The 17,609-nt window shown below is 35.4% G+C and carries 19 protein-coding genes and 1 pseudogene; 18 read left to right on the top strand and 2 right to left on the bottom strand.

What is annotated here, in order from left to right:
- Window positions 1–5: 5 nt before the first annotated feature.
- From VCM39_RS13485 to VCM39_RS13455, 7 genes are all read left to right on the top strand, one after another.
- Window positions 6–302, top strand: coding sequence for a hypothetical protein (locus tag VCM39_RS13485; RefSeq protein WP_234134240.1), 297 nt, complete (start codon window positions 6–8; stop codon window positions 300–302).
- 12 nt (window positions 303–314) lie between these two features.
- On the top strand, window positions 315–581 hold the full coding sequence (locus VCM39_RS13480; RefSeq protein WP_270288950.1) for a hypothetical protein: 267 nt from the start codon (window positions 315–317) through the stop codon (window positions 579–581).
- Between the two features lie 11 nt (window positions 582–592).
- Window positions 593–871, top strand: coding sequence for a hypothetical protein (locus VCM39_RS13475; protein ID WP_322933726.1), 279 nt, complete (start codon window positions 593–595; stop codon window positions 869–871).
- Between the two features lie 11 nt (window positions 872–882).
- A complete protein-coding gene (locus VCM39_RS13470) occupies window positions 883–1,113 on the top strand; it encodes a hypothetical protein (protein ID WP_322933727.1) in 231 nt (76 codons plus the stop codon).
- 7 nt (window positions 1,114–1,120) lie between these two features.
- Window positions 1,121–1,891, top strand: coding sequence for a hypothetical protein (locus VCM39_RS13465; protein ID WP_322933728.1), 771 nt, complete (start codon window positions 1,121–1,123; stop codon window positions 1,889–1,891).
- Entirely contained in the window at window positions 1,888–2,175 is a 288-nt protein-coding gene (locus VCM39_RS13460) for a hypothetical protein (RefSeq protein WP_322933729.1), read from the top strand. The genes VCM39_RS13465 and VCM39_RS13460 overlap by 4 nt, the downstream gene beginning before the upstream one ends.
- 736 nt (window positions 2,176–2,911) lie before the next feature.
- Window positions 2,912–3,142, top strand: a complete 231-nt coding sequence (locus tag VCM39_RS13455) for a hypothetical protein (RefSeq protein ID WP_130061973.1) — start codon at window positions 2,912–2,914, stop codon at window positions 3,140–3,142.
- Window positions 3,143–3,337: 195 nt separating this feature from the next.
- Here VCM39_RS13455 and VCM39_RS13450 read toward each other — a convergent pair whose 3' ends face one another.
- Window positions 3,338–3,517, bottom strand: coding sequence for a hypothetical protein (locus VCM39_RS13450; RefSeq protein ID WP_322933730.1), 180 nt, complete (start codon window positions 3,515–3,517; stop codon window positions 3,338–3,340).
- A 155-nt stretch (window positions 3,518–3,672) separates the two neighbouring features.
- Here VCM39_RS13450 and VCM39_RS13445 point away from each other — a divergent pair, with 155 nt between their 5' ends.
- The 9 genes and pseudogenes from VCM39_RS13445 to VCM39_RS13405 all read left to right on the top strand — a co-directional run bounded on the left by VCM39_RS13445 (window position 3,673) and on the right by VCM39_RS13405 (window position 14,487).
- Complete coding sequence (locus tag VCM39_RS13445; protein WP_322933731.1) at window positions 3,673–4,617, top strand: DUF3945 domain-containing protein; 945 nt, start codon at window positions 3,673–3,675, stop codon at window positions 4,615–4,617.
- 145 nt (window positions 4,618–4,762) lie between these two features.
- Window positions 4,763–5,173 carry a restriction endonuclease gene (locus tag VCM39_RS13440; protein ID WP_322933732.1) on the top strand — a complete coding sequence of 137 codons (411 nt, stop codon included), beginning with the start codon at window positions 4,763–4,765 and terminating at the stop codon, window positions 5,171–5,173.
- The gene (locus tag VCM39_RS13435; RefSeq protein ID WP_322933733.1) at window positions 5,170–9,576 is read left to right on the top strand and encodes a DUF3945 domain-containing protein; all 4,407 of its coding nucleotides are present in this window, start codon (window positions 5,170–5,172) and stop codon (window positions 9,574–9,576) included. The genes VCM39_RS13440 and VCM39_RS13435 overlap by 4 nt, the downstream gene beginning before the upstream one ends.
- 72 nt (window positions 9,577–9,648) lie before the next feature.
- A complete protein-coding gene (locus VCM39_RS13430; RefSeq protein WP_322933734.1) occupies window positions 9,649–11,664 on the top strand; it encodes a DUF3945 domain-containing protein in 2,016 nt (671 codons plus the stop codon).
- Between the two features lie 212 nt (window positions 11,665–11,876).
- The gene (locus VCM39_RS13425; protein ID WP_322933735.1) at window positions 11,877–12,638 is read left to right on the top strand and encodes a ParA family protein; all 762 of its coding nucleotides are present in this window, start codon (window positions 11,877–11,879) and stop codon (window positions 12,636–12,638) included.
- Window positions 12,639–12,715: 77 nt separating this feature from the next.
- Window positions 12,716–12,961: a hypothetical protein gene (locus tag VCM39_RS13420; protein ID WP_322933736.1), complete on the top strand. Its 246-nt coding sequence runs from the start codon at window positions 12,716–12,718 to the stop codon at window positions 12,959–12,961.
- 153 nt (window positions 12,962–13,114) lie between these two features.
- Window positions 13,115–13,390, top strand: coding sequence for a hypothetical protein (locus VCM39_RS13415; protein ID WP_322933737.1), 276 nt, complete (start codon window positions 13,115–13,117; stop codon window positions 13,388–13,390).
- 18 nt (window positions 13,391–13,408) lie between these two features.
- Window positions 13,409–13,965, top strand: a pseudogene (locus tag VCM39_RS13410) (ORF6N domain-containing protein).
- Window positions 13,966–14,040: 75 nt separating this feature from the next.
- Window positions 14,041–14,487, top strand: a complete 447-nt coding sequence (locus tag VCM39_RS13405) for a fimbrillin family protein (RefSeq protein WP_322933739.1) — start codon at window positions 14,041–14,043, stop codon at window positions 14,485–14,487.
- On the opposite strand, the gene VCM39_RS13400 is transcribed toward VCM39_RS13405, so the two are convergent.
- On the bottom strand, window positions 14,484–15,635 hold the full coding sequence (locus VCM39_RS13400; RefSeq protein WP_413544804.1) for an ISAs1 family transposase: 1,152 nt from the start codon (window positions 15,633–15,635) through the stop codon (window positions 14,484–14,486). The two genes, VCM39_RS13405 and VCM39_RS13400, sit on opposite strands and share 4 nt — an antisense overlap.
- Before the next feature lie 186 nt (window positions 15,636–15,821).
- Between VCM39_RS13400 and VCM39_RS13395 the strand changes: the two genes are divergently transcribed.
- Both VCM39_RS13395 and VCM39_RS13390 read left to right on the top strand, forming a co-directional pair.
- A complete protein-coding gene (locus VCM39_RS13395; RefSeq protein WP_413544803.1) occupies window positions 15,822–17,150 on the top strand; it encodes a fimbrillin family protein in 1,329 nt (442 codons plus the stop codon).
- A gap of 70 nt (window positions 17,151–17,220) precedes the next feature.
- Entirely contained in the window at window positions 17,221–17,355 is a 135-nt protein-coding gene (locus VCM39_RS13390) for a hypothetical protein (protein WP_322934213.1), read from the top strand.
- The last annotated feature ends 254 nt before the right edge of the window (window positions 17,356–17,609 follow it).

Here is a 17,609-nt window from a genome sequence, read left to right as displayed (position 1 = left end):
TAAATATGAATGAAATAGAATTTTTAGACAAGAAACTCACTATTGAGGAACTTGACAAGTTCTTAACCGAACTAATGAATTATTCAGCACGTAAACTTGAACATCCATCTCCACTTAGTGATGTGGAAATAAGAGACGAAGAAGACGATAATGTTCCTTTTTACGATTTAATTGGATATAAAGACATTACCATTGTCCGCAATGTACTTTTACTTAAAGAGAAAATCGACGAACAACGTGGAGAATGGAGAGGTAGATATGATGTCCAAAGACACATTAAACAAGCGTTAGGAATTGACTAATAAAATCAAGAAATGAGTAGAGTTCAAATAACGTTAGAAAAATTAGAAGAGCTGAAATTTGAAATAATCAAAGAAATTGAGGAAGTTACTGAAGGCATTGTTTCGGAATTTCACATTGAAAACACCGGTATGTATGCCTATTTCAAAGTTACTTATGTATCTTCTCTTTGTTTTCCAAAATACCAACTGCTAAGTATTGATTTTGAAAAAAGAAGAGTTTATTGCCATGCAGATGTTATTTCATTTTCATGTGTGAGAGAATTGTTTCTTAGCGAATAACAAGAATAGAAATGAGCAAATATACAGCAAAGCAAATAGCTGAATCTGATGAACTATTTGAAAAGCAAATACATAAAGTCAGAAAGTTTTATTTGAGCCGTAATCCCGATAAAATGATGATGCTTGAAGAAAGGAAAGCCGTCATTAAAGAACGAAATAAAGGTCTTTCCCCGGAATATGATAAGGAGTATTATTGTGGAACTTGTGGAGCTAAAGACGGTGCGGAACATCCTAAAAGCGGATATTGCTTTCACTGTGATACTGATAACTGGATTTCAAAGAATAACTAATAACAATAAACATGAAAAAGAAAATTCAAATTAATGTTGTGGGAAAAGAATCCACAGAGAATGTCATTAAATACAATGATCTTATAAAATGTAATATCTGCGTAAATGGTAGAATATGTACATTTTGGACTACGGAAGCGAACTATAAGGCGCTTATCTTTGATGGCTTTTTTATAAATGATGGTATCACAGATACCAAAACAGGAATAATTAATACTACTAGCGTATATACTGAAGAATAATTCCGATATGAAAGATGTAATTATAATAACAGGGGATTCCGGCATAAATAAATCAGCATTGGCTAATACATATATAGATGTTTTTCAAGCTTGTCTATTTATTGATGGCAAAGAAGTTTTTAACAGTAGTATATTGACACCTACTCAGATCGCAGAGTATAAGGAATGTTCACGGCTCATTATAGATGACTTGTTTCTTCTCACACTGAATAGCTCAATATGGGGGAATATTTTAGAGATACTAGAATATCGCTTTTATTATTCTAAGTTTATGTTAATAACAGGAGATTTGGCTCAATTTACTACGTATAGAACGGGGACAATAAAGAAACTTCTAACTACTGCACAACTGTATGATATGAATATAGAAAGAGAAGTTTCTAAATTGATGACTCAGATATATTTAGCTGAAAATCAGATCGACAGATCCCGTCCAATGAAATTGTACTTGATGGAAAATGAAGGAAGTGGTTTAAGTTGTACTGATACGGAGCTTGATTTTCTACCTGAAGAATGGAATGAATTACTCCAGGAAATGTTGTTTTTTAAGTTTTTGGAGGTAGGAGAACTACAGAGTTTGGCATGCGATGAAGATGGCAATGACTTCTTATCTGGATTTTTACCGTTTACACAAGCCGAAGAATATCTCCAGAAGTTCAAAGAGTTAAACAACTTACCGGCTACTACCAAAGAGAAACTTAATACTGTTATAGAAAGTTGGAATTCCCCCAATAAAAGAAAAATATATTTAGGTATTGATTTTTACAAGAGAAAATGAACTTATTAAAAAAGCAACAGGTATATAGTTCCGTTCGTGAGACTAAGGCATGGAATAGGACAAGGCTAGACCATATAGTAAGAATTGTAACTTTTATATATGAACGTAAATTGGGGAAGTTCCATTTCTTTAAAGTAGAACAGTTTATCCCACTTATTGAAAATCCCCTCTGCGATGGCGAATATTCTTCAAATAAAAGTGTAAAGGCTGATGCAGTAGAAGAAAAGGCAAAAGCGTATGAGTGGATTTATAATAGAAAATCTGAAAAGACAATTGACTACTAACAATAAAGAAGAAGTTAATATGGATTTAGGACAAGTGATAAAACAAAGTAAATATGAATATTAAAAATAAAACTTAAATATTTATGGATAAATATCAAATAGCATTTGCATATGCTATCACTGCATTTGTGTTGGTAGCACTATCATTTTTTGCTGTAATGTGTGTGAGATATTGAAACGCTAAAAGGATATAGAGGATTTAAATATTACCGATAAGTAGATTTTATCATCATCCTGTATTCAGCTTCTAATAATCCATCTTTACGAGGTTGCCGAATATACGAATCCGATTGCTTTCTGATTATTCCATTTTGCAGAAGGTTAATTGTTCGGTTTTGCTCACTGATAGTTACACTTAATACAATGATTATAAAGATAAGTGCTATATAGCCCAAAACTATTAAACACACTACTTCTTTATTGAAATGGAAGAAATCTTTGAAAGTTCTAAAGTTGCTCATGTTTTGTATTGTTTAAATAGAACGTGCCCGAAAATAAATATACCCTTCGTAGAGGTGCGGCAAACAAACCAAGTAAGGAAGCATAGATATAACGGGCACGCATATTTGTGATAAAACAAAACACGCTCACCGCTCAATCTATTTCCTTACTTTGTTGAAAATTGCCGCTTTCTACAAAGGAAAAATTGAACGTACAATGACACCTATCGTTGGTATCTGCCGCAAATATAGCGAAAAGATGATAAAACAACAGTAGTAAACTAAAATAAAAATATATGGAAACAACCGAAAAAGTAAACTTGTATAATAGTTATGATGAAAATACCTATCCAGAACAGGATTTCCAAGTAATTGCTCATGATGAGAGAGAAGCTATTAAGCTATTAAATGAATCTGGACTAAACACCGAAGTTATAATTCTTGAGGAAGCTAAGGAGAATATAGTAAATCACAATGGCAAACCTGAGAAGCCTAAAGTCATTAAACTGAAAAGAAGGAAACTATGAATATACAGATATTTGTATAAGCTCCATAGTTTTCCCATCAAAAAAAGAAAAAAACGGAGGTAGCTTATTGGGCTACTTCTGTACGTTTCTGAATAATAAGTTCTCTGATTGTCATAATGTGTGCCCGTCATGCCGATAGCGAAGCGTTATATTATTAGTCTAACATTTCTCTTTTATCTTTCATCATTTCTGCAATCACATCAAGTATATACACCACGGCCTTTTCTTTATGAAATTCGATGAAAAACCGACCGCCTCTTGAATATGTGTACCTTCTTTTTCTTCACCATTTGCCTTAACGTTGAAAACACCCTCTCCGCAATAATCGAACTCAATCATATTATGATTCTTTGTTGCAAATTGAAAAGTTGCCATAGATATATTTTTTATAGCATGTCCTTTCTCATCCCTGCACCCATCTAAACATGTCCTTTCTCATCCCTACATGCGCATGATATATTGCTCCAACGAGCTTTTATGTTGTCCTTTGTATATAACTGATATATAAACTAATTATAAAGAAAAAGAATATGGGAAATATTTTAGAGATTTTAAAAAGGACAAAGGATGGTATGTTGAATTCATTAAGAAAGAAAGATGATACGTCATTATTCAATAAACCTTTGAATGAATTAGAAAAATTGGGTATCCCTGCAATAGAACGAGAAAAAATAGTAAGCGAGTTATTATCAGAAGGAAAAACCGCTTCTTTGGTCAATATCCAGATCGAAATTTTAGATCAGACTATAGATGCCCAGGTTAGACTATCGCTTACAAAAAAAGATGATGGAGAATTAGGGGTGAAAGTTCATTTCGTTAGAAATGATTTAGCTAGTGATCTCAATCAATCTTTTATGGGACATCATTTTACAGATACGCAAAAGCAAAACTTATTAATAGACAGGAATGCTGGAGAAGTGATCCAGGTTACAAATTCAGCAGGAAAGGTAATAGATGTATTAATCTCTGTTGATAGATTCACAGGAGAATTAGTCTCTAAATCAGTTAAAGATATTGTTATCCCGGATCAATACAACGGAATAAGATTATCTGATAGTAACAAAGAAGAACTTAGAACCGGTTTGCCGGTGGTTATTGAAAGCGAAAAAGAACTGTGTTCGTATAGTATGGTAATTCAATATAGTGTAGATTCAAAACGATTAGAAGCAAATATCGGGAAAATTAAAATAGGTGGTTCCCTGCTCTCGAATGAAGATACTAAAGCTCTCCAACAAGGGAAAACGATTCAAATATCTAATCTCATTGATTCCAAAGGGGAAAAATATACGGCACATGTAACCCAAGACAAGCAAGGCAAACTTGTCATTACTCCAGCTCTTAAACACGAGATACAAATTCGTCATAATAATAATGGAGAGAAGACTGAAATAAATAAGAGAAAAGAAAAAAAACAGGGAGAATCAATCATTAAAAGCGGTACAGTTAGTACCAAGAGAAAAGAATTAAAAGTATAAATTATTGCGGTAAATAATTTATTAATTTAATAATTAAAAACCTTAGATTATTATGCAACTATATATATTAATTCTACTTTTCGCTGCTATAGTTATTTATAAGGTCGTTTTTAATACACACAAACGATGGCGCCAGGAAAGGAATATGCAAACAGCTTCTAGAGTACTTACTAAAGTGAGAACTCTGCCTGATTCTAAAGTGATCCCATACTTAAGGAAAATTGACCCATTCGTTTTTGAGGAATTACTTTTGTCTGTATTTGAAGAAAAAGGATGCAAAGTAATTCGCAATAAAAGATATACAGGAGATGGTGGAGTAGATGGACGTATTATCGAAAATGGTCATCTTGTTCTGATACAAGCAAAACGATATAAGTCTTATGTTTCGCGTGAACACATAATGAGCTTTAGAAAGTTAATAGAACATTCAAATAGTAATAAAGGATATTTTATTCACACGGGCAAAACAGGATCAGATACTCTGAAAAATGGCAGTGATGGCAAGTTGTTTATCATATCCGGACACAAACTAATTAAACTAATTTGTAATGTATGAGAAAAGAGAATGGTACTTATCATAAAGTAGCGGAATTTAAAAGTGAATCTATTTCGCAACAAAATAACGAAGCTCCATTAACTTCCCTAAGCGGTTTACCCAAAGGAAATGGTGAATTCTGTCATATAGAGAGAATATTTCGTGAAAGTGGGATGTTTTCTTTTTGTGGGAAAGAGAAAATAGAAACAGCTGATGATGTGGCTTATATATTTAAAGAGTTAGAGAATGCCTCTGTTGAGAATGCTTTTGTTGTTCTGGTAAAAGAAAACATTCCAACTATAGTGCATTTAGGGATGGGGCTTTTTGCAGAAACCCAAGTTAACTTAGCTGCAATAAAAGCTGCCTATGACGCCTTGGGAGCTGATCAAGTATATTTCGTGCATAATCACCCATCTGGTAACTTACACTGTTCCAGGCCAGATGTTAGATTACTCGATGTAATAGCTGAGATGGTGGGAAATAATGTATTACGAGAAGGTATTATTATAAATACAACTTCCGGAAAATACGGCACATTTGATCTCAAAGGAAATAGTGAGGAAACCAATTATCCGCAGCCAATCTATGATGAATACCCTTTAAAACTGTATTCGTTTGATAAAACGGTATTTTCACGAGATTATGATCCTCAAAAACTGAGCGTAGTACATTCTTCTAGAGACATAGCAGCATTAATATCTTCCCAACGTTTGGGAAACAGGCAAAAGGTCAGTTACCTGATTTTAGATCATGGAGATCATATTGTAGGAAATCTGCATACTGCATTTAATGCTGTAAGCGGTAATGAGACTAAAATAGCCAATGAAATAGTACAAAATACTATAAGATTCGGTGGTGTACGGGCAGTATTGTATGGAAGTTATAGTCTTCAGAATGTAAATCTTGATTTTTTAAATATGGAAGTAGGACGATTCTCCGGGCACACAGTCAAATTGCTAGACTGTATTGTAGCAGATGGGCTTCATACGCAAAGTGCGATAGAACTATCACTGATGGAACCTACTGTTGAGTATAAAAGAGAAAGTCTACAAAATGATACAAACATATATGAAATGGATGATATCCGTTTCCGCATTGCAGACAATAATTTTTCATCCTTTGCCATAAAATATAACTTAGAAGAGACAGATGTGAAACAATATGCTGATTCTATGCGTATAGGGAATTTGGGAGGAGCTTCTTATGCCCTGATAAACATGAAAAGGAAAGTGAGAATTGATAACATAAATGATAGTTTCGAGCAATTCTCAAATCGCTTATCTCCCATAAAAAAAGAGTTATATGAGAACTTCGGAAATATAGATGAACTACGGGAGGAAGTAGTTCATAATACGAAAGCAGAACATGATCAAATGGAAGCTGCTCGTATACGTATGGAAAAAGAGGCTAAAGTAGAAAGAGAACGTTTGCAGGAGTTTCAGGATATGTCCAGTGGACAATTGGATGAAGAATATTTCACAGCGGTTAATGATAATAACGAGTCGCGTATACGTGACCTTGTAAATGAGGCGGCACGCCGCAACGGTTATGAAGATGTGACCAGCGATTATCAAGGGATGGGTGCATGGACAGCACCGGCTAACCCTGGGTATGAAAATACGCAGGCGAGACGTGCAGACGTAGAAGAGAATAGTCCTGATGTGAATGTTGAAGATATAGCCATGGGATATTCCCCACAACCCGATGACTATTTCACGAACCTGAGAGCTTATGGCACGGATACTCCGGAGGGAAAGGAATCGGCCAAAGTAATAAGTAATGCCATAAATGAAATACATAACACTGGGAATATACCAAAGATAAAGGTATATCGTGCCGTTCCGATAACTGTGAAAGAGAACAGTATAAGAAACGGTGATTGGGTGACACTAAGCAAAAAGTATGCGGAAATGCATGGGAATGCACGTCTTGAAGGAAAATTCCTGCTGATTGAACAAGAAGTTTCTGCCAACGAATTGTGGTGGGATGGCAATGACATTAATGAATGGGGAGTTGACGACGGAAAAGGCTATCGGTATAAGAATACAAAAAATAACCGGAAGCTTGATTATTCGATTACCTATGATAATAAGGGTAATATAATTCCTTTGTCTCAACGGTTTAACAGTCGCAAAAATGATATCCGATATCGCTTCATTGGCGAGAAAGGAGCTGCTAAGCTTGATCGAGCTGAAGAAGCAACTTATAGGTTAGATAACCTTTTTGTTGCTAAAGAAATGGAATTCGTCGGTAAAGATGCTCTATCTATTAAGATCGCTACGGGATGGGAGAGAGGTGCTAATGATAAATGGAGATACGAAGATGATGCCTTTGGTGGCGAACATAACCGTATGAGTAATGATGCATACAAAAATATAGCTGAACGCTGTCCAGAGATAGAAGAGTGGATTAAATCTATTGATGATATTCCTCTTGAAAAACGGGGTGATTTACTCGGTTTTAAACTGAGTGATATTGCAGAAAGAATACTATCTCATGAGGTTCAGCATGCAATTCAACACATAGAAGGATTTGCTCATGGCGGTAATCTATCTGTTGCAGAGGGAAAATACATAGACGTAATTAGGGCACAGAGAGAACTTTCTGGTGAAGTGGAAGCCCGCAATGTACAATCACGCATGGGTATGTCTCTTGAAGAAAGACGCAACTCTCTAGCAAAGTTGACTGAAGATACCAGACGTGAAGATCAGATATTTTTAAGAAACGCTTTTTCCGCAAGTATGCATCCATCAAGAGCAGAGTTTATTTCCGCTGTTGAGTCTTTGGCTAATTCTATGCATACTTCAGTTAATATTATAAATGATATAAATGAACTACCTGATAGTCTAATTAAAAAAAAGATAGAATCCGGAAGTAATGTAAAAGGATGGTTTATACCAACAACTAATAGTGTGAATGTATATCTCCCGCACATTTCGAGTTTGGAAGATGCGCAACGAACTGTTTTTCATGAAGCAGTAGCACACTATGGGCTTAGAAAAATGTTTGGTGAACATTTCGATGTATTTCTGGATAACGTTTATAACAACGCAGTTCCAGAAATTCAAGGAAGAATACTGTATGCAACAAACGGAGATCCGACTAAACGCCTGATTGAAACCGAAGAGTATCTAGCGAAATTAGCAGAAAGAGGTTTTAGCGATCCTGATGAACTCGCATTATGGAAGAAAATAAAATCGTTATTCATTGATATGCTAAAAAAAAGCGGTGTAGACCTCAACTTTAAATTAACAGATAATAGTCTGAGATATATTCTCTATAAATCATATCAGAATTTAACTATAGAAGTTTCTAGTAATAATTTAAAATCATTAAACATGGACGAGAAAATTAATGAAACGACTCAGGCGACTGGGACGACTACTATTCCTAATGAAATAAAAGGTGTAGTATTGACAGAACAACAAAAAGAGCAATTGAGCAAAGGTGAACAAGTATTTCTTGAAAACCTTATTGATCGTAATGGGAAACCATTTTCTGCTAATGTATCTTATGACTTAGAAAAGAATAAGCCAGTCTACAGCTTCCAGGAGAACATTGAAAACGGGACACAGCAAGAATTTCGAATGCCTAATGCTGTCAAAGGTATAGTATTGTCTGAAGAAAACAAACAGAAGCTCGCACTGGGTGAGAAGATCCTTGTTGAAGGGATGACGTCTGCCAAAGGTACACCATTCGATGCGTATGTGTATATAGATCAGGAAAAGAAAACACTTGCTTTTGATTTCCCGGAAAAGCGTGAGCAGGTTCAGGAATTTCGAATGCCTAATGCTGTCAAAGGTATAGTATTGTCTGAAGAAAACAAACAGAAGCTCGTACAGGGTGAGAAGATCCTTGTTGAAGGAATGACATCTGCTAAAGGTACACCATTCGATGCGTATGTGTATATAGATCAGGAAAAGAAAACGCTTGCTTTCGATTTCCCGGAAAAGAATGAGCAGGCCCAAGAATTTCGAATGCCTAATGCTGTCAAAGGTATAGTATTGTCTGAAGAAAACAAACAGAGACTCACGCAGGGTGAGAAGATTCTTGTTGAAGGGATGACATCTGCCAAAGGTACACCATTCAATGCGTATGTGTATATAGATCAGGAAAAGAAAACGCTTGCTTTCGATTTCCCGGAAAAGAATGAGCAGGCACAGGAATTTCGAATGCCTAATACCGTCAAAGGTATAATATTGTCTGAAGAAAACAAACAGAGACTCACGCAGGGTGAGAAGATTCTTGTTGAAGGGATGACATCTGCCAAAGGTACACCATTCGATGCGTATGTGTATATAGATCAGGAAAAGAAAACACTTGCTTTTGATTTCCCGGAAAAGAAAGAAAAAAAGAAAGAGAGCATAGACAGTCCACAAGCAGAAGCTATAGAGAAACCTAAGAAAAAGAAACTGGGCTTATAAATAAAAACCTTTCCTGTGAGTTGCAACAAAACAACTCACGGGATATCCTAAAAACATTAATACTTACCTATTATGAATATTCTAAATTATATAGCTGATGCTATAGCTAAATGGAGAGAGAATTTATTAATATCTGAGATCCGGAAAGATCCGGAAAGCATTCTCTATATGAAAGATCCCTCCCTAAATGTAATTTTAGCATTATCAGAGAGAGCACCAGAATTTATACCTTATATTCAAGGAAATTATGCAGACAAGTTAACGGATGATGTAAAGCAGGCAATGGTGAAAATTAATCCGAATGTCATAGAATGGTTTCCAGATGATGAGAAACTTACTTTTCATGTTCTGGAGCATTACTGCGATAAATTATCAGAAGAAAATACTATTACTATAGTAGGTAAAAGACCGGAGGTAATATCATATTTTCCGGATGCTTCAGAGACTATTCAATTGGCTGCTGTGACAAAAGATCCTTCAATTATAGTTGCTATTAGCTGGCCATATCCTAATGTTCAAGTTGCAGCTGTGCAGAGGAATCCTGAACTAATAAAGAGAATAGTTGATCCATGCGAAGAAGCACGTTTAATATCTGTCAAAGAAAGATGGGAAAATATATCACAGATAGAAGATCCCACAGAGCAAGAAATGCTTGCAGCGGTAAATAGTAATTCTTTGAGTATTTTATTTATAAACTATCCTCCCACGAGTGTACAATTAGCAGCAGTAAATGATGATAGTTATAACATTTTAAAAATAAGAAATCCTTCAATAGAAGTTTGTGAAGCTGCCGTAAAAAAAGAATTTGGGAATATTAATATCCCGGACAAAAATATAAGAGATGCCACTATAACGCTCTTCTCTAAAATGGAGGAGACCAACAAGAAATACGACGAAATGTGGCTATGTGCAGATTATGCGGATGATCTTGAAAATAAATTGCGCGAATGGAAAGAAGCAGATTCATGGAAAGAGGAACAATTATCGAAAGCTCTTCAAGAGTTTACAGAAGGTGGTGACTCAAAATTACACATCAGTCCTGATCAATGTGGAAAAGTGACAGATAACGATATTAAGGATCTTAGAATAGAGGCTATACAGATACTCCAAGGCAATGCTCCGGAAAGATTCTTTGAGGACCGATTTGAGGGAATAAGAGAGCAATTTGCATATTGGTCTGAACGGCTCTATGAATGTCTAAATGATTCAGAAACAGGAAAATCATACAACAACATACGTATGATGAGTGATGAATTTTTCATAAAAAAAGAAATTGAGCGAACTTGTATAGTAATTGCATCCGAAATGAGAGAAAGTTTCAGTCCTGACGATTTTTCAGAAAATGTTAGCGTTCTGTTCAAAGCGGATAATCTTGAAATTGGCAAAGTTCCGACAATAGAAGAAGCACTTTCATTATTTTCCCATAAATACCTTTTACCGAAGGTGTTTAATTCTGCTGTTTTTGAGAATGAACTCTCAGCTCAGTATGAAATAATTCGCCCAAATATCCAATATGATGTGTCTAATACTCAATTAATGAATGCCGGTACTAATCCTTATTCCCCCAACTATAAAGAGTTCTTCGATAATTTAGGATTAAAAAAGGAATTTAATGAATTTGAAAAAAAGTGTGTGGAAAGAGATAGTTGGAATGGCTCCTATTTTTATGCCATTGCTACTCGTGATATCGCTGAGGTTTACGACCTGGATAGAGAACTACCTAAACGTGATCAAGCTATAGAAGATTGTAGAAAAATACTTTATGAAGGAATGATCCAAAAATTAGGTGTGAAAAAGGAAATTGTTGTTGATAAACAAACAGGGGAGAAATTTTGTATTCCTGATACTATAAAGGAGACAAAAATAACAACGGAAGATAAAGAGAAACTTGCACGAGGTGAGAAGGTATTAGTAAAAGGAATGATATCCTCTAAAGGAATACCATTTGATGCATATGTACATGTTAATAAGGAAAAGAGTACACTCGCTTTTGATCTATCGAGAAAAAAGGAAAAAATAAAAATGGAATTAAACAATCCACAGACGAAATCCATAACCAAACCTAAAAAGAGGAAATTAGGTTCATAAATTAGAGTTGTTATTCCGTGAGATATCTAATTTCTCACGGAATCCTCCCTATTTGCATAGGGTAACTTACTGGTTATAAGTCTATAATCTTTTTATTTTCCAGCAATAAATACCGCAATAATTAAATAATTAATAAAATAAATACCTAAAAAGGTTTTGAGGTATAAAATTAATAAGTATATTTGCACCATCAACTATTAAAAATTAAGGTTATGGCAAAAATTGTAGCAATAATGAACAATAAAGGCGGTGTCGGGAAAACCACTACCGCTATAAACGTAAGTGCAGGGTTGGCACGAATGGGGTATAAAACGCTAGAGATGGATTTGGACTCACAAGCCAGTTTAACTTTGAGCGTGGGCCTAAAAAATCAAGAAGCGACAATATATACAGCTTTGAAAGCCGCTGTAGAAGAGGGTAAGGGTAAACTTCCTATTAAGCATTTAAAAGAGAATCTGGATATTATACCTTCAGAGCGGAAAATGGTTGATGCGGAATATTTATTGTTTAAGGAGCATGGAAGAGAATACTTCTTAAAAGAGCTTATCTCTCCCATACGGAAAAAATACGATTATATTATTTTAGATTGTCCCCCTGCCTTAAATTTGATAGCAATAAACGCATTGGTTGCCTCTGATTTTGTTCTTGTTCCTGTACAGACAGAAGTTCTTTCTCTGCATGGTCTTGTCTCTATGGTTGATGTTATTTCTACTATAAAAAAGAAGCTGAATAAAAAACTGAGAATAGCGGGTTATTTGATGACGCAGTACGATGGAAGAACCGGGCTCCACCGAAGTGTGATACAGGAAATGAAAGGCAAGCATGGAGCGGATGTGTTTGAAAGTGTAATAAGAAGAAATACTCGCATTTCAGAAGCTCCGCATAAAGGAATGGATATATTTTCTTATGATGAAAAAAGTGCGGGGGCTACTGATTATTCAAATGCAACGAAAGAATTGATACAGAGAATCTAAAAAAATACTATCTTTGCGGTAATTAATTATTTAAGTAAATAAAACAAAAGGTTTTTAATCAATTAACATCTGAAATCATGGCGAAAAAATTTGAAGGTATATCTGATATTCTATCAGGAGACTCACAACTGGAGCAAAAAAAGAAAAAAGAAGAAATTCAAGATGGTAACTCGGATGAAATGAAGTCAACTTCATTCCGGATTAAAATGTCTATTCATAAAAGGCTCAAAATTGAAGCGGCCAATCAAGGAAGAAAGGATTATCAAGTATTGGAGACGGCACTGTTGGAATACTATGATAGGATAGATAAAAAGAAGAAGTAGAACCTATTTTAAATCAAGTGCTCCCCAACAAAAGAAAAAACAAATTATTGTTAATTAATTTAACTATAATCCGCTCTGAATTATTAGTACATTTACTTTGTGTATTCAAATAAAATTTGTATCTTTAGGTATTGATAATCAAAGAGTTAATTTATGAAACGAGTTAATCTGCTGGTGCTTTTTGCATCGTTTTTGTTAATTGTTGTTGTAGCGGTCACGTTTTATTATTTTGGAGAGAGAAATGCTACTCTTGAAGCGGTTTCCGAAAATCAGGCGACTTTCCCTTTTTCTTTAACTGGGGGCGGTTTGGCACTAGGAATTGCCAGGTGGTTCTACAAGAAGATTGTATTGATCACTACGACAATTTTCAAACTTGTTATAGGTTTTCTTCTATTATTGGCGGCAGGAATGGCTGTTGCTGTATTTTAAATGTTATAAACCCACAAAATGGAGTTGCAATTAATTCAGAGTAAGATCTATGAGATCCGAGGACAGAAAGTAATGTTGGACTTTGACCTGGCGGAAATGTACGGTACGGAGACAAAATACTTAAAACGTTCTGTGAAAAGAAATATTGAAAGACTTGAAGGTGAGGACTTTATGTTTGAACTAACAAAGGAAGAACTTTCAAGGTGCAATTTTGGCACCTTGAATAACCAAAGGGGAAGTAACTTTAATACATGCCTTTTGTTTTTACTGAGCTAGGCGTGGCAATGCTTAGTAGTGTTCTTAACTCAAAAACGGCAATTGAAGTTAATCGGGGAATAATGCGTGCTTTCGTTGCAGTTCGCCAGTTACTATTAAATGCTCCCACTGATCCTGTACGTGAACTTCAGAATGAAGTCAAAGAGTTGAAAGAGTATATAGAAGATGTATTCTCTGATTACAACGATATCAATGACGATACCAGGGTGCAACTGGAATTGATCAATCAGACATTAGCGGAGTTGCAAGCTCAAAAGATACAAACTGAAAAACCTCGTAATCCGATTGGATTCAGATAGTATATGTAAATAACAGAAACAAAACAGAAATAATATAATTAATTTATGAAAATGAAAATTGAAAAACTGCTAGTAATGTCTCTTTTGAGTCTTGCTATATTTTCTTGTTCGAAGGAAGATGATATAATAGATCTTCCAGTTACTCCTCCAGCTCCTGAAGAACCTGTAACTCCCCCAGAACCCGAACCTGTCTATTTAAGTATTAATCCTGTCATAGCCGGCATTGAGCCCGTCACTAGGGGAATAATTACTAATTTTACGGATAATGATCGGATTGGTTTATATCTGACCAATGGAGAATTAGGTACTAATTATCAGGATAATCCTGAAGCTGCTAACTTGCCTGCAATGTATATGCAAGGAAATTGGAAGGTAGAAAAGGATATTGAACTGACAGAAGAAGGTACTGCATTTGCATATTATCCATATAGTAATGATATTTCTGATGCTACAGCTATGCCTTTAGAAATAGCGACACAGACGGATTATCTCTATGCTACTTCATCAGGGCCGACGCATTAAAATGCGCTGTCCTGTAAAAGTGTTGACAGGTATTTTTCATCCCATCCTGCTTTCAGCCTTTTGAGATTCATGCTTCCTTTTGTGACTTTATCATTCTTCAAAATGGTGAGCGCCATTTTTGTAACTGCCGAGAAATTTCTTGCTGCATTCTGCACTTTCTTGCTGTAGTCTTCCCTGAAGGTAACATCCAGTTGCCAATGCAGATTGTTTTCAATGGACCAATGCTGTCTAATGGCATTGGCTATTTCCTCCGGGTTAGTATTTTCAAGTGAAGTTATATAATACCTCGTTTCTTCAGTACGTTCCCCCGTTGCCAAAATTATCCTTTCGGATTTCATGCCCACTATTGACCTCAATCCCGCAAATTTGTCCTTAAACATCGGCTCCATGACCGGACCATAACTGACTACAGTACAGACTCTTGTTTCAAGCCTGCCATGTCCTGTACTTTCGCTGGTATGCCGGGTAACCCTATTGAGAATCACATTTCTGTTTTCATACCCATCAATTATTTTCTTGGCTAATTCATAACTGCTCTTTTGATTTTTCTTTAAAGCTATTATATAGTTTGAATTCCGTTCAATAATGGCTTTTGTTATTTCCAACTGACAGCCCATGGCATCAATAGTGACGATACAATCATCCAGATCCAAGGCATGGATTAGCAGAGGAACAGCTGTGATTTCATTACTTTTATCATCCACTTTTACCTGACCCAGAGAAATACCGTTAGCTGCAGACCATGCTGAAACCATCCAGAGCTTAAAGCCTTCTTTGCCGGTAGTATGTTCATCATTACATTTGCTAGGACCACGCATTAGTTTTCCATCGATGGCTACAACACCTTTAATCTCCTGACACACTTGTTTCACCCAATTGCGGAAAATCAACTCAAAATAGGATGGTTTTATAATGCTGAAGAAACGATTAAAAGTATCATGGCTGGGGATAACTTCTAAATCGGGTATTCTACTTTTAAAAAAATTGAATTTAGCATGGCCAAATTCTTCAATCTCATTCCAAGACTGAGCACCACAGATGACAGCAGCAATGGATACATATATGATCGTTTCCATTTTATGTAACTTTTTACGATCCATCCGAGGGTCCTCTATTTGCTTACAAATGTCAATTATACCTATTTTCATGTCAATTACTGTTTAATATTACCATGTAAATATACGAAATATAAACGAAATAAAACAATGCTAAATAATTAATATTCAATTAAATAGCAATAAGAAAAGTACATATGCAATAGTAAATTATTTAATGCGTCGGCCCTGGCTACTTCATCTATTGTTGATAAGAAAAATCCTATCGCCCAGATAGGAATGAAGCATGCGTTATCATTGATCTCCATTCGGATTCGAAAGAATGATTACCAGCATGCCGGGAAGCTAACTAAAGTTGAAGTGCTTGATGTCCAGCAAACCGGTACTATGAACATTGCCACCGGTGTAGTCACAAGCTCCGGGTCTACTGCTATTTATTCCGTAGACCGTAATCTCATCCTGGATGATAACGATCTTGTCAAGACGCAGATGATCATGTTGCCGACTGTGATCTCTGAAGCACCGGGTAACATCCGATTCCAGATAACTATAGATGATAAGTATTACATTTGGGATGTTCCGAAATCTCATAATTGGGAAGCCGGGAAGGAATATACTTATACCCTTAATCTAAGTAAGACACCTGAAGAACTTCCGGATCTCGAACTTGATATAGATTACTGGACTAAATACGGGAAGGATGATAATATCCAGTTAGAAGATCATACACAGCCTGGTTCTGCATACTTTCGAACGGTTGAGGTTAGGATGCCGGGAAGTCCTTATGGACGTACTGTGGTACGTGGAGAAGCATTTGTTTTTGAAGGTGTTGTGTATGAACATAAAGATGGCTTTAAAGGTAGAGTGAAATATTCATTGTGGCAAGGCGATAAGATGGTTGAACAGTTTCCTTCTTATTATTTTGAATGCAAATATTTTATGACTCTTTCAATTCCGTGTTTTGTAACAGTACCCCCCGGAACATACAAATTAAAAATGTTACTGCAAGAAGAGGGAACAAATACATGGATATTACCGTCTGAGCGTTATTCTGAAGAGCAAGATTGGATGTTTACTGTTAAGGAAGATAATAGTATTCCGTCGCTAAAATTTATGAACCCAGAGGGGTACAGGGTAGATAGGAATGAAATACTGAAATTCAAGTTGAATACTCCTTTTAATATGGACTTCACGCTTACAAATCGAGCCAATGTAGCATTAAAAGGAGAAATTAAGGCTGTATGGCATAGAACATTTACTGGAGAATTTAATGCAGTTTCAGCAAATGATGGAGATACTTGGGAAGACGAAATAGGACGGATGGCTATAAATTTACCGTCAACCACAGAAGAATATAAAGGTAAACTTTCATGCAGAATAAGTATATATAGATCTGATGTGAAGAAATATGTCCCTCAAGTTTCTTTTTATTATAAAGAAGATGGGACTACTACTTGGAAATTTATGCGTAGTGATTCTGATTCTGAATTAGAGCGTTGGAAAGGGGCAGATGTAGATAAAATAATAATGGGCAGTAATGATGAACCTGACAAGTCTTGGTTCTGTCTAGGAGGAATGAACTACAAATATATTGATATTGAAAGATAGTATTAATTGAAAATGAAAATTGAAAAGCTGCTAGTAATGTCTCTTTTGAGTCTTCAATATTTGGAGATTAATGCGAAGCGATGCAGACTCTGAATTACAGCGTTGGAAAGGTGCTGATGTAGATAAACAATTGCAAAATAATGAAAATGGCAATGGATGGTGGTGTCGAGGTGGTTTGAATTATCAATATATTGACCTTGAATAACAATATTCCCAGCAAAAGAAAAACAATAACAAAGAAGATTACTTATGATATTGGGTATAACTAAAAAGAACTACTTTCAATTAGTATTTAAAAAAGATAATATTGCTATAAGGTATGCAATGATGGCATATTAAAAAGTAAATCTGATTAAAAATATCCCAACTTATATAAATGAATATAGGTTGGGTATTTTTAAGTTGTTAATCCCATTAATACTTGTATCTTTAAAGAATGAGCACTCTTCATTCGTATTA

Origin of the sequence: Bacteroides mucinivorans, assembly GCF_034654355.2 — a bacterium.
GTDB classification, from domain to species: Bacteria; Bacteroidota; Bacteroidia; order Bacteroidales; family Bacteroidaceae; genus Bacteroides; species Bacteroides nordii.
This window is presented reverse-complemented; position numbering and strand designations above follow the sequence as displayed.

What these genes read in the sequence shown, in the direction of transcription:
- VCM39_RS13485 (WP_234134240.1), top strand. Translation starts at nt 6, where the DNA reads ATGAATGAAATAGAATTTTTAGACAAGAAACTCACTATTGAGGAACTT.
- VCM39_RS13480 (WP_270288950.1), top strand. Translation starts at nt 315, where the DNA reads ATGAGTAGAGTTCAAATAACGTTAGAAAAATTAGAAGAGCTGAAATTT.
- VCM39_RS13475 (WP_322933726.1), top strand. Translation starts at nt 593, where the DNA reads ATGAGCAAATATACAGCAAAGCAAATAGCTGAATCTGATGAACTATTT.
- VCM39_RS13470 (WP_322933727.1), top strand. Translation starts at nt 883, where the DNA reads ATGAAAAAGAAAATTCAAATTAATGTTGTGGGAAAAGAATCCACAGAG.
- VCM39_RS13465 (WP_322933728.1), top strand. Translation starts at nt 1,121, where the DNA reads ATGAAAGATGTAATTATAATAACAGGGGATTCCGGCATAAATAAATCA.
- VCM39_RS13460 (WP_322933729.1), top strand. Translation starts at nt 1,888, where the DNA reads ATGAACTTATTAAAAAAGCAACAGGTATATAGTTCCGTTCGTGAGACT.
- VCM39_RS13455 (WP_130061973.1), top strand. Translation starts at nt 2,912, where the DNA reads ATGGAAACAACCGAAAAAGTAAACTTGTATAATAGTTATGATGAAAAT.
- VCM39_RS13450 (WP_322933730.1), bottom strand. Translation starts at nt 3,517, where the DNA reads ATGGCAACTTTTCAATTTGCAACAAAGAATCATAATATGATTGAGTTC.
- VCM39_RS13445 (WP_322933731.1), top strand. Translation starts at nt 3,673, where the DNA reads ATGGGAAATATTTTAGAGATTTTAAAAAGGACAAAGGATGGTATGTTG.
- VCM39_RS13440 (WP_322933732.1), top strand. Translation starts at nt 4,763, where the DNA reads ATGCAAACAGCTTCTAGAGTACTTACTAAAGTGAGAACTCTGCCTGAT.
- VCM39_RS13435 (WP_322933733.1), top strand. Translation starts at nt 5,170, where the DNA reads ATGAGAAAAGAGAATGGTACTTATCATAAAGTAGCGGAATTTAAAAGT.
- VCM39_RS13430 (WP_322933734.1), top strand. Translation starts at nt 9,649, where the DNA reads ATGAATATTCTAAATTATATAGCTGATGCTATAGCTAAATGGAGAGAG.
- VCM39_RS13425 (WP_322933735.1), top strand. Translation starts at nt 11,877, where the DNA reads ATGGCAAAAATTGTAGCAATAATGAACAATAAAGGCGGTGTCGGGAAA.
- VCM39_RS13420 (WP_322933736.1), top strand. Translation starts at nt 12,716, where the DNA reads ATGGCGAAAAAATTTGAAGGTATATCTGATATTCTATCAGGAGACTCA.
- VCM39_RS13415 (WP_322933737.1), top strand. Translation starts at nt 13,115, where the DNA reads ATGAAACGAGTTAATCTGCTGGTGCTTTTTGCATCGTTTTTGTTAATT.
- VCM39_RS13405 (WP_322933739.1), top strand. Translation starts at nt 14,041, where the DNA reads ATGTCTCTTTTGAGTCTTGCTATATTTTCTTGTTCGAAGGAAGATGAT.
- VCM39_RS13400 (WP_413544804.1), bottom strand. Translation starts at nt 15,635, where the DNA reads ATGAAAATAGGTATAATTGACATTTGTAAGCAAATAGAGGACCCTCGG.
- VCM39_RS13395 (WP_413544803.1), top strand. Translation starts at nt 15,822, where the DNA reads ATGAAGCATGCGTTATCATTGATCTCCATTCGGATTCGAAAGAATGAT.
- VCM39_RS13390 (WP_322934213.1), top strand. Translation starts at nt 17,221, where the DNA reads ATGCGAAGCGATGCAGACTCTGAATTACAGCGTTGGAAAGGTGCTGAT.